The following is a 12,495-nucleotide window of genomic DNA, read 5'->3' as shown; positions in this document are numbered from 1 at the left end:
CGACGGAAGGTATTGACCCAGATGCAGGCCACCCCTGATTCCGCGACCCCGCACGCCAACGAGAGCCGCCTCATCGAGAAGCTGTACGGAGAGGTCCTCCGCCGCAACCAGGGCGAGCGGGAGTTCCACCAGGCGGTCCGCGAGGTCCTGGAGACACTCGGCCCGGTCCTCGCACAGCGTCCGGAGTTCGTGGACGCCCGGATCATCGAGCGCGTCTGCGAGCCGGAGCGCCAGCTGATCTTCCGGGTGCCGTGGTCGGACGACTCCGGCGACATCCACGTGAACCGCGGCTTCCGGGTCGAGTTCAGCAGCTCGCTCGGCCCGTACAAGGGCGGACTGCGCTTCCACCCCTCGGTCAACCTCGGCATCGTGAAGTTCCTCGGCTTCGAGCAGATCTTCAAGAACGCGCTCACCGGCATGCCCATCGGCGGCGGCAAGGGCGGTGCGGACTTCGACCCCAAGGGCCGTTCGGACGCCGAGATCATGCGCTTCTGCCAGTCGTTCATGACCGAGCTCCACCGCCACCTCGGCGAGTACACCGACGTGCCCGCCGGTGACATCGGCGTCGGCGGCCGGGAGATCGGCTACCTGTTCGGCCAGTACAAGCGGATCACCAACCGCTACGAGTCCGGCGTCCTCACCGGCAAGGGCCTCGGCTGGGGCGGCGCCCAGGCGCGGACCGAGGCGACCGGCTACGGCTGTGTCCTGTTCACCGCCGAGATGCTCCGCAGCCGGGGCGAGTCCCTCGAAGGCCAGCGGATCGCCGTCTCGGGCTCGGGCAACGTCGCGATCTACGCGATCGAGAAGGCCCAGCAGCTCGGCGCGACCGTGGTCACCTGCTCCGACTCCAACGGCTACGTCGTGGACGAGAAGGGTGTCGACCTGGCCCTCCTCAAGGAGATCAAGGAGGCCGGGCGCGGCCGGATCTCCGAGTACGCGGAGCGCCGGGGCAGCCAGGCCACGTACGTCGAGGGAACCGGCGTCTGGAACGTCCCCGTCGACGTGGCGCTGCCCTGCGCCACCCAGAACGAGCTGCACGAGGCCGACGCCGTCGCCCTGGTGCGCAACGGGGTGAAGGCGGTCGCCGAGGGCGCCAACATGCCGACCACCCCGGAGGCGGTGCGCGTCCTCCAGGAGGCGGGCGTGGCCTTCGCCCCGGGCAAGGCCGCCAACGCGGGCGGGGTGGCCACCAGCGCCCTGGAGATGCAGCAGAACGCCTCCCGCGACTCGTGGAGCTTCGCCCACACGGAGGAGCGCCTCGCGCAGATCATGCGCCACATCCACGACTCCTGCTACACCACGGCGGAGCGCTACGGCAGCCCCGGCAACTACGTGGTCGGCGCGAACATCGCCGGATTCGAGCTGGTCGCGGACGCGATGCTGGCCCAGGGCCTGATCTGACCGAACCCGCCACCTTCCGACGCCCCGGGCCCGGCCGCCGACCTCGTGCGGCCGGGCCCGGGGCGTCCCCGTCGCGGGTACGGGGCGGCGCGCGGGTCAGGCGAGGTATCCGGTCCGCCGCCGGAAGCCCTCCGCCAGACCGGTGTTGACGACGACCACCACGGCGAAGCACACCGCCGCCACCGGGTGCCCCACGGCGTGCACCGCGTACGCCCCGCTGCCGAGCACCACCGCCTTGACCAGCAGCACCCCCGCCAACGGCGGCCGGAACCGGGCCCTGGGCGCGGCGAACAGCCCCCACACGACGGCGGCGACGACCGGAGCCCCGACCCCCAGCAGCACCCGGGCCGCCACCCCCTCCCCGGCGGCCACTCCCCACCAGGCCAGCGCGCCCAGCGCCGCCAGCTCGACGAGGAACGCCAGGACCTCATTGGCCGTGTACCAGGGCCGCCCCGCCAGTGCGGCCGGAACGCCGCGCTCTTCGCTTGTCATGGCCCCATCCTTGCCGACGGGGACGTGCGGCGCGCCGCATACGTCGCGGCCGTGGCCGCCACCCGCTGAGGGGAGACGGCCACGGCCCAGGAGACGCTTCTGGCGGCGGCTACGCCCAGCCGACGATGTCGACCGTGTCGTTCGTCTGCGGCGGCTCCTGGAGTGACTGGTGGGGGAAGAGCGGGCGGATGGTGTCGCTGTCCGTGTCGATGAGCAGGGCGAGGTGGTTGGTGTGGTTCACCCACGACGAGATCTCATTGGCCGCACTGGACCCGTGGACGCCGCCACTCATGGGCAGCTCGCGCAGGTCGACGGGGTGGCCCGCCCCGATGCCGTAGGCCGGGCCCCGGTTGTTGTAGTCGCGGTAGAGGCAGAGCGTGGCGGGCGGGCAGGGCTCGCTGTCCTGCAGCTTGACCACGCCGGGCGGCAGATAGGTGGCGGCGGCGTTGGCGCTCGCCGAGCCGGGCAGCAGGGCGACGGCCACGGCGGCGATGGCCGAGGCGGCGGCGCGGGCGAGTCTTCCGGGGCGCGGGAAACGGATCGTCATCTCTCGTCTCTCCAAGGGACTGGCCGCCCGGACATGCCGGGCGCGCAGAGGAACGGGCCGACCCCGGCGTCGAGCACCGGCCGGGGCGGCGGAATCCGCGAATTTCGCGGTGGGCGTCTCCACCCGCAACAGAAGTTACGTTCCGTATATCAATAGTTACTGTATGTCGTCATATTGGGCGTGTCAGTCGCCCCGGACCTTTGAAATGTCTGCCCGAAGCGGCTCTGACCAGCACGAATGCCGGGGTTCGGTGCCTCCTTGCCGCCTCCGCCGGGCATCGGCCGGGCCACCCGCTGCACTCGACCGGTCGTATCGGGGGCGCTCGCGCGGTGCGGGACGTCCCGGCTGCCCGGGGCTCGGGTTCCGGGTCCCGGGTGTCGAGTTCCGAGTTCCGAGCTTCGGGAGGGGGCGGTTCACTCTTTCGTGGGCGCGGAGACGGGTGCGGGCCCGGGGCTTGAGCTTCGGGATCCGGGGGCCGGGATTCGGGCTTCGGGATTCGAGCGGTGTGTTCCAAGCGGTTGGTTTCCTGGGTGGGTTGGGGAAACCTCCCCGCCCTCCCGTACCCGTCACGGCCAGCAAGTATGACTAATCGTGATCGAGTTGCGGCGCAGAGTCGCGCCCGCTTACGGTGCGAACGAATCGACCCCGACGCGGTGTTAGAGCACCGGCCGGGGTCTGACCGCAAGATCTCCCAAACCAAAACAGAAAGACGATCCCTTGGCTGTAGCCGAGTTTATCCCCGACCGTTGTGCGTCCGCAGCTCCGCGCGTTCTCCCGCCGAGGGCGAATCCTGGTTACGGGAAGCGTTCCGTTCCGACGGAACGCCCGCCGCAGGAAGCTGATTTCGCGTCGCTGCCGGTCCGTGAGCGGCATGTCGCGGGCTATGTGGAGGCGTTGGCGGAGGGTGCGGCGATGGACATCAAGTCCCTTGCGAAGTCGCTGCCGTTGTACGGGCAGATGGCGGTGGGCAGCGCGTTACGGGCCCTGAGTGTGGCCGGTCACCTGCGCCGGGGGCGTTGCGTGAGCATCGAGAACGGGCAGGTCCGCTGGGTCACGCGTACGTTCTGGTCGCGGGTCGCCCACGACAACGAGTGGTGGACCACCTTCCTCGCCGACCAGAACCGCCGTGCTACCCAGTCCGATCCCCCTGCCCCTGCCCCTGCCCCTGCCCCTGCCCCTGCCCCTGCTTCTGCTTCCGTTCCCGTGCCCGCCGCGCAGGTCCCGCGGCAGCGCGTCGCGGAGCCGGAGGTACCGGTTCAGCCGCAGCCGCAGCCGCAGCCGCGGGGTGACGCTCCCTCGCCCGCGTTCGCGGCGCTGGCGCGGCTCGGTCGTACGGACTCCCGGCTGGCTCTCTCGGCGGCGGACTGTGCGGCGTTGGAGGGGCTGGCGGCCGGGTGGTTCGCGCGGGGTGTGGACGCCGATTATCTGACCCGGGTCCTGACCGCCGGGCTTCCCGACACGGTCGGCTCCCCCTTCGGCCTGGTGCGCCGCCGTCTCCGGGACAAACTCCCCCCGAGCCTGCCCGCGACCCCTGCCCCGCCCGCACCGGCGGAGGCCCCGGTGCGTCGTGTGATGCCGGAGTGCACCGAGTGCGGCGTACCGGGAAGGCCCGAGGCCTTCCGCGACGGACTCTGCCGCCCCTGCCGCGAGCCCGACCCCACCCCCTGAGAAAAATGTGACAGTTGCCCTCCAATCTCCAGGCCCGGGGCGGGAACGGCGCGATCGAGGCCCGCCCGCGCCAAGCACGGTGTGGACTGGGGTCCTGAGCCGGTCGGGCTTTTGCGGTGCTGCCATCCACGGTCAACTGTCGCTCGGCGGTCGGCGCGACGGCCGGTGCCCGGTTCGCCACCGGCCCGGGAGACGGCTCAGGATGAGCATCCGCCCGTACCCATCCGGCGTCCATCAAACAGCCAGAGGAGCAGATGAGTTGACTCCGCACTCCCTCGCGTTCTACGTGGACGTGGTCACCACCGGAACCGTTCTCGGCGCCGGGCCGACGGACAGCCCCGAGCAGGTCACCGCGATCCTGGGCCCCGACTCCGCCGAGAACTCCGTTGGCGAGCACAGCATGTGGCGGGACTACGGAATGGCCGAGTTCTTCTGGTGCAGGGAGTCGCCCGACCACCCGTGGGCGGGGCTCCACTTCACCCTGCAGACACACCGGCTCGCGACCCTGGGCGGCTCCACGGTCAACCGGGCGATCCGTGAACAGTACGGCCGCTTCGACCGCCACCTCCGGTACGACAGACTGGAACGGCTCCTGGGGAGACGCGGCGTACACCTGGAGGACGTTCCGAACCCCAACGCCCCGTCCTACAGCCTGCACTGGCAACCGGGGTCCGGGGTATCCGTCCTGGTGTTCCGGGCCCACGGCCGAACCGGCCGCCGCCGCGGCGACGCCCGCCTCGGTGACGTTCATGCCATCGCCTCGTCCATGACCGCCGAACGAGTGGCCTGGTACCGGGCACGACACTGATGCCGCGCCCATGAGAAGTGCCCGCCGGCCGGGTGGGGCAGACGGGCACCAGGAGGGGCAGCGCGGCCGCGTGCGGCGGCCACGCTCACGGTCTACAGGACGGCCACGGTGAACGGCCGGTCAGCCGCCTTGCCGGCGCTGTCGCTGGTGACGACGGTGATGGTGTTGGCAGCGTTGCCGCAGTAGGCGTGCGGCGCACCGATGGCGGTGATCTCGCCCCGGAAGTTGTTGAGGGTGGCGAGGATCGCAGCGTTGGAGAGGTCGCTCACGGCACGGGACTCGACCTTGACGCAGTAGGTGCCGACGCCCGTGCCCCGGGCCACCGACTGGACGTTCTTGGTCCCCAGAAGACCGGCGTCGGCGGAGACCTTCGCGGCGGCACGGGCGTACGGTGCGTCGATGTCGGCAGCCGAGGCGGTGCCGGACAGGACGGTCAGGGATGCCACGGCGCCGAGAGCGAGCGCGAGGACACGGCTGGTACCCCGAAGTGTGGTGCGCATTTCTTTTTCACAGCCCTTTGCTGTCGAACGGCTACGAACAGCGACAGTGTTGGTGCTGCGGGCAGCCGCCCGGAAGCGCCGCGGCGCCAAACCCCCCGGACGAAGGATGCGGCCCTCGCCCGGTGGACGGTGGCCAAACCCTTAGGCTGCCGGTCATGAATCCGGCAGATACAAGCGGTGCCACCACCGAACCCGTCATCTTCGACGCGATGGAGCTGACTTCCGACCCGGAACTGGAAGCCCGGTTCGCGGAGTCGGCCCACCAGATTCTGGCGGACCTGGTCGGCGGAGGTGCCGCACTGGGCTGGGTCGAGCCACCCTCGCTGGACGAGGTGGCAGAACTTCTCGGCCACGTCGTCTCCGCGGCGCGGGCCGGGGACGCGTCGCTGCGTGTCGCCTACCTCGACCGCCGACTCGTCGGGCTGGGGTACTGGCTCCGCTACAGCCGACCGACCCATCGGCCGCACGCCGATCTGGAGAAGATCGCGGTGGCCGCCGCCGCCCACGGCCGCGGCATCGGTCGGGCGCTGACCGCTGCCTTGATCGCCGATGCCCGGGAATCAGGTATCGAGGTCCTCACCCTGGACGCCCGTGGCGACAACACCCGCGCCCTGGACCTCTACCGGTCGCTGGGCTTCACCGAGTACGGCCGCCTGCCCGACTTCGTCGCCGTCGGCGACCACCGCTACGACAAGGTCTTCTCCATGCTGGACTTCCGCCGGCAAGGCTGACCACCACCACACGGAGACCCGTCCATACTCCGCTACCGATTCGCGACCTCAAGAACGGTGCGGTCGAACTCTGCGAGACCCAGCCACAGGCAGCCTGCCGAACCCCCGCGATCGCGGGGACCACGGCGAGTGCATGAAGAGGAGGGTGTACTGGCCCGGACCACCCCCGCACACGCGGGGACCACACTTATTGACCTGGGGCTTTATCGAGCGATGAGGCTGTTCTCATTCAGTTGCCTCTGACTCGGACCAGCCCCAGCAGCCATCCGCATCAGCCCTCCGCGGGGGCCACCCCGATCGGGCAGGAGAGGCCCGTGCCGCCGATGCCGCAGTAGCCGCCCGGGTTCTTGTCGAGGTACTGCTGGTGGTACGGCTCGGCGGGCCAGAAGGGGCAGTCCTCGGCGGGGAGGATCTCCGTGGTGATCGTCGCGTGGCCGGCGGCGGTCAGGACCTTCTGGTACGCGTCGCGGGAGGCGAGCGCGGCGGTCTGCTGCTCGGGGGAGTGGGTGTGGATCGCAGAGCGGTACTGGGTGCCCACGTCGTTGCCCTGGCGGAAGCCCTGGGTCGGGTCGTGGGACTCCCAGAACAGCTTCAGCAGCTCCGCGTACGACACCACCTCCGGGTCGAAGACCACGCGGACCGCCTCCGTGTGGCCGGTCAGGCCCGAGCAGACCTCCTCGTACGCGGGGTTCTCGGTGTAGCCGCCCTGGTAGCCGGCGAGGGTCGTCCAGACGCCCTCCGTCTGCCAGAACTTGCGCTCGGCGCCCCAGAAACAGCCCAGCGCGAAGTCCGCGACCTCCAGGCCCTCGGGGTACGGGCCCAGCAGCGGGTTGCCGAGGACCGTGTGGCGGGACGGGACGGTGAACTCGGGGACCGGGCGGCCCCTCAGGGCCTCCTCGCGGGTGGGGAGCTGAGGGTTGCGGCGGTGCGGGAACATGCGGGGCTCCTCCTGGGACGGGTCTGCGGTCTCTACAACGTGCCGGGGGCGCGGAGGATTCCGGCCGGGCCCGCCCGGCCGACCCCGGCACCGCCTACCGGGGCAGCGTCGCCGCGCTGCCGCCGTTCGCCTCGTAGCCGGCCACCGCCAGCGCCCGGTAGACCGCGTACTCGGCGGCCGGGTCCGCGTCCTGCGTCCACGGCAGCGCGCCCACGTGACCGTCGATGCGGACGAACTGGTTCATCGCCTCCGCCCAGCGCTCCATCCGTACCAGGAACAGGACCAGCAGATGGCGTACGTGCGCGAGCATCGGATCGTCCGGACGGGCCGCGTGCACCGCGAACAGCGCACCCTCGACCGCCTTGGTCACCACCACGCCCCGGTAGAAGCCCTGCACCAGATTGACCTCGGGCAGATGCTCGTACACCGCGAAGAGCGGCAGCGCCGCCAGCAGCGAGCCCTGCGGGGCGCGGGCGGCCGCCGCAGTGGCGAACCGGTCGGCGTCCTCGCGCGAGCCGTGCCACTTCTCGCACCAGTAGTGCAGCGCCGCGATGTGCGCGCCCATGTGCGCCGGGGCACGGTCGATCACCTTCGCCCAGAGCCGGTCGAACTCCTCGCCGGAGTAGCCCAGTCCGCGCCCCACCGCGAGCTCCACGATGTACGGGATCGGGTCGCCGGGCGCCAGCAGAGCCGCCTCGCCGCAGACCGTACGGGCCTCCTCCAGGATGATCCGGAAGTCGTCCGTACCCGCCGTCGACGAGCGCCACGCCTGCTGCACCAGGAACTCCGCGTGCACCGCCGCGCCGCCCGCGTCCTTCGGTGCCTCGGCCCGCCACGTCCGCAGCCAGGCACCGCCCACCCCGGGCCGCTGCGCCAGCTCCAGCGAGGCCGCACCGGCGAACGCCTGCACCCGCTGCCACCGCACCTCGCCCTCCTTCGGCGTACCGGCCAGCAGCTGCGAGGCCGCCCGCCAGTCCTGGGTGCGCTGCACGACATCGAGCACGTCGAGAAGATCCTGGTCCGGGCCGGGCAGCCGGACGTCCAGCTCTTCCTGCCGGACGAAGCCGTAGTCCTCCGGGTCCGCGGCGTCCGGCGAACCGGGCGCGACCTGGCGGATTCCGCCCCGGCGGCGCAGCGCGAAGGGGCCGACGACCGCGGCGAGCATGCACAGGGCGATCAGGAACCAGAGAATCTCCATGCACCCATTGTCACCGGACGGCCGAGTAGCCCTGTGAGCACCCTCACGACGAACTACGCTCGGGCCCCATGAGTGATCAGCACAGCTTCGAAACCCTCGCCATCCACGCGGGCAACACCGCCGATCCCCTGACCGGGGCCGTCGTTCCGCCGATCTACCAGGTGTCGACGTACAAGCAGGACGGCGTGGGCGGCCTGCGCGGCGGCTACGAGTACAGCCGCAGCGCCAACCCGACCCGTACCGCCCTGGAGGAGAACCTCGCGGCCCTGGAGGGCGGCCGCCGCGGGCTCGCCTTCGCCTCCGGGCTCGCCGCCGAGGACTGCCTGCTCCGCACGCTGCTGACCCCGGGCGACCACGTGGTCATCCCGAACGACGCGTACGGCGGCACGTTCCGGCTGTTCGCCAAGGTCGTCTCGCGGTGGGGCGTGGAGTTCTCCGTCGCCGACACCTCGGACGTGGCGGCGGTCCGGGCGGCCGTCACCCCGCGCACCAAGGCGATCTGGGTGGAGACCCCGTCCAACCCGCTGCTCGGCATCACCGACATCGCCGCGGTCGCCCAGGTGGCCCGCGCCGCCGGGGCCAGGCTCGTCGTCGACAACACCTTCGCCAGCCCCTACCTCCAGCAGCCCCTGGCGCTGGGCGCCGACGTGGTGGTGCACTCCACCACCAAGTACATGGGCGGCCACTCGGACGTCGTCGGCGGCGCGCTGATCACCGACGACGCCGACCTGGCGGAGGAGCTGGCGTACCACCAGAACGCGATGGGCGCGGTTGCCGGGCCCTTCGACGCCTGGCTGGTGCTGCGCGGCATCAAGACCCTCGCCGTCCGCATGGACCGGCACAGCGAGAACGCCACCAAGGTCGCCGACCTGCTGACCCGGCACCCCAAGGTGACCCAGGTCCTCTACCCGGGCCTGCCCGAGCACCCGGGCCACGAGATCGCCGCCAAGCAGATGAAGGCGTTCGGCGGCATGGTCTCGTTCCGGGTCCAGGGCGGCGAGGAGGCGGCCGTCGAGGTCTGCAACCGGGCCAAGCTGTTCACCCTCGGTGAGTCGCTGGGCGGGGTCGAGTCGCTGGTCGAGCACCCGGGCCGGATGACGCACGCCTCGGCGGCGGGCTCCCCGCTGGAGGTGCCGGCCGACCTCGTCCGCGTCTCCGTCGGCATCGAGAACGCCGACGACCTGCTCGCCGACCTGACGCAGGCGCTCGGCTAGGGCGTGTTTCGAAAGTCCCGTCTGCCCGGGGGCGTCCGGCACGCACGCTCGCCGCGTTGTCGGGATCGCCCCGATACATCCAGTATCGGGGCGACCCTCCGCCTTGCGATCGCACGCACCGGACACCCCCGGGCCTGCCCTCCGGGCAGACGACGCCACTTTCGAAACACGCCCCAGGGGCCCGCCCGGGAGCGCTCACCAGCCGTCCAGCGGGGTCGTCTCGGCCGGGGGCACCTCCCACGGATGCGTCCGCGCCGCCCAGACCGCGAACGCGACCACCGCCACGCACACCACCAGCGTCATCAGCCGGCGGACGAACAGCCGGCGCCGCAGCAGCCGGCCGCCCCGCTCCGCCGCGCGCCGGGACAGCTCCGCGGGCACCTGCGGATGCGGGCCGTCCAGCATCCGCCGGACCTGCTCCTCACGGTCGGCGGTCCGGCTCACCGCGCCGCCCCCGGCAGGCCGGGCAGACCCCGCCGCGCCGTGGGCGGCCGGGTGCCGCGCATCGTGGCCACCGAACGGTGGCAGAGCGCCCGCACCCGCTCCACCGGCACCCCGAGCAGCGCCGCGGCCTGCTCCTCCGCGACCCCCTCGTACAGGCGCAGCACCAGCACCAGGCGCTCCAGCGGCGTCAGCATCTCCAGCACCCCGCCGCGCGGCCGCTGGTGGCGCCACATCTCGCGGGAGAACCGGACGGCCAGCTCGCGCCGGGTGCGGTCGTACGGATCCTCGCCGCGCAGCCGCTCCCAGCGCGCGTACGTCCGCGCCAGGGCGGCCGTCAGCAGCCGCTGGGCCCGGGGATTGGCGCCCGGGGGCCGCATCGGTTCGGCGGTCAGGAGTGTGGCGGTGTGCAGCAGGCGGCCGGCCGCGCCCCCGACGAAGGTCTCGAACTCCTGGGCGCGGCGCCGCTCCCGGCCCGTCTGGCGCTCTCGCACAGTCCACATACGAGCCCGCCGCGAGGGCCCGGGTCAAGAGGTGTGCAACAGCCGGAAACGGTCGCGGTGCCTCCGTCCGCCCATCGGGCCGGCCGGAGGCCCGTCGGTGTCAGTTGGCCGACTGGGCCTGGTGCGCGGCCTGCCGGGTGGCCAGCGCGACGTTGAACCGGGTGAGGAGCGCGCAGAACGTGTCGCGCTCCTCGTCCGTCCAGTCGCCCGTCACCTGCGTCATCAGCTCGCGCCGGGAGTCGCGGACCTCGTCCAGCCGGGCCAGGCCGCGCGGCGACAGCTGGAGCACCACGGCCCGGCCGTCCTCCGGATGCGAGGTCCGCTTGACCAGACCGGTGTCGACGAGCGGCGCGACCTGCCGGGTCACGGTCGAGGAATCGATCCCCATGCCCGCGGCGAGCGCCTTCACGCCCATCGGGCCCTCCCGGTCCAGCCGGTTGAGCAGCAGATACGCGGCCCGGTCCATGGAGTTGCGTACCTGTCCGACACCGCCGAGACGGGTCTGTTCGGCACGGCGGGCGAAGACCGCGACCTGGTGCTGCAGGGCGTCGAGTACGCGATCGGAACCCGAGGGTTCGGGGGCGTCCTGAGTGGGCATGGCCGGGAACTCTCTCCGTACGGTGTCGGGTGGGTGGGGGACAGAGTACGCGGCCACCGGGCAACGCGTACCAGTGCTGCACAAACCCGTGGACAACGGTTCAGGGCGCGGCCGCACGCGGGACCGGGCGGCCGGAATGCGCCGTCGGGGCTGCGAGACTTGAGGTATGAACCTGCGCGTGACCGGCCACTTCCCTCCGGTGATCCTCGACGACGTCCGGGGGGCGCAGAAGATGCTCTCCGGGGTGGCCCGGACGACGCCCCTGGAGAACAGCCGCCACCTCGGCGAACTGGTCGGCGCGCCCGTCCACCTCAAGTGCGAGAACCTCCAGCGGACCGGCTCGTTCAAGCTGCGCGGCGCTTACGTGCGAATCGCGGGCCTGTCCCCGGTGGAGCGGGCGGCCGGGGTCGTCGCCGCGAGCGCCGGGAACCACGCGCAGGGCGTCGCCCTCGCCTCCTCGCTGCTCGGCGTCGAGTCCACCGTCTTCATGCCGGTCGGGGCGCCGCTGCCGAAGGTGGCCGCCACCCGCCAGTACGGGGCCCGGGTCCGGCTCCAGGGGCATGTCGTCGACGAGACGCTGGCCGCCGCGCAGGAGTACGCGCAACGGACCGGCGCGGTCTTCATCCACCCCTTCGACCACCCGGACATCATCGCCGGACAGGGCACGGTCGGCCTGGAGATCCTCGAACAGTGCCCCGAGGTGCGGACCATCGTCGTGGGGATCGGCGGCGGCGGTCTGGCGGCGGGCATCGCGGTGGCGGTCAAGGCGGTCCGGCCCGACGTACGGATCGTCGGGGTCCAGGCGGAGGGCGCGGCCTGCTACCCGCCCTCGCTGGCCGTCGGGCGCCCGGTCTCGATCGACGAGCCGCACACGATGGCCGACGGGATCAAGGTGGGCCGCCCCGGCGACGTACCGTTCGAGCTGGTCAGGGACCTGGTCGACGAGGTGCGCACGGTTTCCGAGGACGAGCTGTCCAGCGCGCTGCTGCTCTGCCTGGAGCGGGCCAAGCTGGTGGTGGAGCCGGCCGGGGCGAGCCCGGTCGCGGCCCTGCTGGGCGATCCGGGGGCGTTCCACGGGCCGGTGGTCGCGGTGCTCTCCGGCGGCAACGTCGACCCGCTGCTGATGCAGCGCGTCCTCACCCACGGCATGGTGGCGGCCGGGCGCTACCTGAGCCTGCGGCTGCGGCTCACCGACCGCCCCGGCGCCCTGGCCACGCTGCTGTCCGTGCTCTCGGCGGTCGACGCCAACGTGCTCGACATCGGCCACGTACGGACCGACCCCCGCCTCGGGCTCACCGAGGTCGAGGTCGAGCTCCAACTGGAGACGAAGGGCCCCGAGCACTGCGCGGAGGTCTCCGGCGCGCTGCGCGAGGCGGGATACCTGGTGATGGACTGACCGGCCGGGCCCCGCCCCGTGGGCGGACACGCGGGAGCCCCCGGCCGGCGTACACGCGTAC

14 protein-coding genes are annotated in these 12,495 nt (G+C 72.0%); 6 read left to right on the top strand and 8 right to left on the bottom strand.

The features are described 5' to 3' along the window. Positions 1–21 precede the first annotated feature (21 nt). Positions 22–1,401 (top strand): NADP-specific glutamate dehydrogenase, encoded by a 1,380-nt coding sequence (gene gdhA, locus ACIQGQ_RS01460; protein WP_402389261.1) that lies wholly within the window; start codon positions 22–24, stop codon positions 1,399–1,401. 96 nt (positions 1,402–1,497) lie between these two features. Here gdhA and ACIQGQ_RS01455 read toward each other — a convergent pair whose 3' ends face one another. Both ACIQGQ_RS01455 and ACIQGQ_RS01450 read right to left on the bottom strand, forming a co-directional pair. Further along, on the bottom strand, positions 1,498–1,893 hold the full coding sequence (locus ACIQGQ_RS01455) for a YrdB family protein (protein WP_402389258.1): 396 nt from the start codon (positions 1,891–1,893) through the stop codon (positions 1,498–1,500). A gap of 109 nt (positions 1,894–2,002) precedes the next feature. Continuing rightward, positions 2,003–2,440: a peptidase inhibitor family I36 protein gene (locus tag ACIQGQ_RS01450; RefSeq protein ID WP_402389255.1), complete on the bottom strand. Its 438-nt coding sequence runs from the start codon at positions 2,438–2,440 to the stop codon at positions 2,003–2,005. A gap of 912 nt (positions 2,441–3,352) precedes the next feature. Between ACIQGQ_RS01450 and ACIQGQ_RS01445 the strand changes: the two genes are divergently transcribed. Further along, positions 3,353–4,108 carry a MarR family transcriptional regulator gene (locus tag ACIQGQ_RS01445; RefSeq protein WP_402389253.1) on the top strand — a complete coding sequence of 252 codons (756 nt, stop codon included), beginning with the start codon at positions 3,353–3,355 and terminating at the stop codon, positions 4,106–4,108. A 259-nt stretch (positions 4,109–4,367) separates the two neighbouring features. Continuing rightward, a complete protein-coding gene (locus tag ACIQGQ_RS01440) occupies positions 4,368–4,916 on the top strand; it encodes a hypothetical protein (protein ID WP_402389250.1) in 549 nt (182 codons plus the stop codon). A gap of 92 nt (positions 4,917–5,008) precedes the next feature. On the opposite strand, the gene ACIQGQ_RS01435 is transcribed toward ACIQGQ_RS01440, so the two are convergent. Next, on the bottom strand, positions 5,009–5,416 hold the full coding sequence (locus ACIQGQ_RS01435; RefSeq protein WP_402389247.1) for a hypothetical protein: 408 nt from the start codon (positions 5,414–5,416) through the stop codon (positions 5,009–5,011). 155 nt (positions 5,417–5,571) lie between these two features. On the opposite strand from ACIQGQ_RS01435, the gene ACIQGQ_RS01430 reads away from it, so the two are divergent. Continuing rightward, the gene (locus tag ACIQGQ_RS01430; RefSeq protein ID WP_402389245.1) at positions 5,572–6,147 is read left to right on the top strand and encodes a GNAT family N-acetyltransferase; all 576 of its coding nucleotides are present in this window, start codon (positions 5,572–5,574) and stop codon (positions 6,145–6,147) included. Between the two features lie 271 nt (positions 6,148–6,418). Here ACIQGQ_RS01430 and msrA read toward each other — a convergent pair whose 3' ends face one another. Together msrA and ACIQGQ_RS01420 are read right to left on the bottom strand one after the other, a co-directional pair. After that, on the bottom strand, positions 6,419–7,084 hold the full coding sequence (gene msrA, locus ACIQGQ_RS01425) for a peptide-methionine (S)-S-oxide reductase MsrA (RefSeq protein ID WP_402389242.1): 666 nt from the start codon (positions 7,082–7,084) through the stop codon (positions 6,419–6,421). Between the two features lie 94 nt (positions 7,085–7,178). Then, positions 7,179–8,282 (bottom strand): hypothetical protein, encoded by a 1,104-nt coding sequence (locus ACIQGQ_RS01420; RefSeq protein ID WP_402389239.1) that lies wholly within the window; start codon positions 8,280–8,282, stop codon positions 7,179–7,181. Positions 8,283–8,350: 68 nt separating this feature from the next. On the opposite strand from ACIQGQ_RS01420, the gene ACIQGQ_RS01415 reads away from it, so the two are divergent. Next, positions 8,351–9,496: a cystathionine gamma-synthase gene (locus ACIQGQ_RS01415; protein ID WP_352273441.1), complete on the top strand. Its 1,146-nt coding sequence runs from the start codon at positions 8,351–8,353 to the stop codon at positions 9,494–9,496. 195 nt (positions 9,497–9,691) lie between these two features. Here ACIQGQ_RS01415 and ACIQGQ_RS01410 read toward each other — a convergent pair whose 3' ends face one another. The 3 genes from ACIQGQ_RS01410 to ACIQGQ_RS01400 all read right to left on the bottom strand — a co-directional run bounded on the left by ACIQGQ_RS01410 (position 9,692) and on the right by ACIQGQ_RS01400 (position 11,038). Further along, a complete protein-coding gene (locus tag ACIQGQ_RS01410) occupies positions 9,692–9,940 on the bottom strand; it encodes a hypothetical protein (protein WP_402389235.1) in 249 nt (82 codons plus the stop codon). Beyond that, a complete protein-coding gene (locus ACIQGQ_RS01405; protein WP_402389233.1) occupies positions 9,937–10,431 on the bottom strand; it encodes a sigma factor-like helix-turn-helix DNA-binding protein in 495 nt (164 codons plus the stop codon). The genes ACIQGQ_RS01410 and ACIQGQ_RS01405 overlap by 4 nt, the downstream gene beginning before the upstream one ends. A gap of 109 nt (positions 10,432–10,540) precedes the next feature. Beyond that, on the bottom strand, positions 10,541–11,038 hold the full coding sequence (locus tag ACIQGQ_RS01400) for a MarR family winged helix-turn-helix transcriptional regulator (RefSeq protein WP_402389230.1): 498 nt from the start codon (positions 11,036–11,038) through the stop codon (positions 10,541–10,543). A gap of 166 nt (positions 11,039–11,204) precedes the next feature. Here ACIQGQ_RS01400 and ilvA point away from each other — a divergent pair, with 166 nt between their 5' ends. Beyond that, positions 11,205–12,434 carry a threonine ammonia-lyase gene (gene ilvA / locus ACIQGQ_RS01395; protein WP_402389227.1) on the top strand — a complete coding sequence of 410 codons (1,230 nt, stop codon included), beginning with the start codon at positions 11,205–11,207 and terminating at the stop codon, positions 12,432–12,434. Positions 12,435–12,495 lie beyond the last annotated feature (61 nt).

Source organism: Streptomyces sp. NPDC092952, from assembly GCF_044754785.1.
Taxonomy (GTDB): domain Bacteria; phylum Actinomycetota; class Actinomycetes; order Streptomycetales; family Streptomycetaceae; genus Streptomyces.
The sequence above is the reverse complement of the archived record's forward strand: the minus strand, read 5'-3'. Positions and strand labels throughout refer to the sequence as shown.

Bases quoted from the DNA above. Each gene is read 5' to 3' on its own strand.
- gdhA (WP_402389261.1), top strand. From the start codon at position 22: ATGCAGGCCACCCCTGATTCCGCGACCCCGCACGCCAACGAGAGCCGC.
- ACIQGQ_RS01455 (WP_402389258.1), bottom strand. From the start codon at position 1,893: ATGACAAGCGAAGAGCGCGGCGTTCCGGCCGCACTGGCGGGGCGGCCC.
- ACIQGQ_RS01450 (WP_402389255.1), bottom strand. From the start codon at position 2,440: ATGACGATCCGTTTCCCGCGCCCCGGAAGACTCGCCCGCGCCGCCGCC.
- ACIQGQ_RS01445 (WP_402389253.1), top strand. From the start codon at position 3,353: ATGGACATCAAGTCCCTTGCGAAGTCGCTGCCGTTGTACGGGCAGATG.
- ACIQGQ_RS01435 (WP_402389247.1), bottom strand. From the start codon at position 5,416: ATGCGCACCACACTTCGGGGTACCAGCCGTGTCCTCGCGCTCGCTCTC.
- ACIQGQ_RS01430 (WP_402389245.1), top strand. From the start codon at position 5,572: ATGAATCCGGCAGATACAAGCGGTGCCACCACCGAACCCGTCATCTTC.
- msrA (WP_402389242.1), bottom strand. From the start codon at position 7,084: ATGTTCCCGCACCGCCGCAACCCTCAGCTCCCCACCCGCGAGGAGGCC.
- ACIQGQ_RS01420 (WP_402389239.1), bottom strand. From the start codon at position 8,282: ATGGAGATTCTCTGGTTCCTGATCGCCCTGTGCATGCTCGCCGCGGTC.
- ACIQGQ_RS01415 (WP_352273441.1), top strand. From the start codon at position 8,351: ATGAGTGATCAGCACAGCTTCGAAACCCTCGCCATCCACGCGGGCAAC.
- ACIQGQ_RS01400 (WP_402389230.1), bottom strand. From the start codon at position 11,038: ATGCCCACTCAGGACGCCCCCGAACCCTCGGGTTCCGATCGCGTACTC.
- ilvA (WP_402389227.1), top strand. From the start codon at position 11,205: ATGAACCTGCGCGTGACCGGCCACTTCCCTCCGGTGATCCTCGACGAC.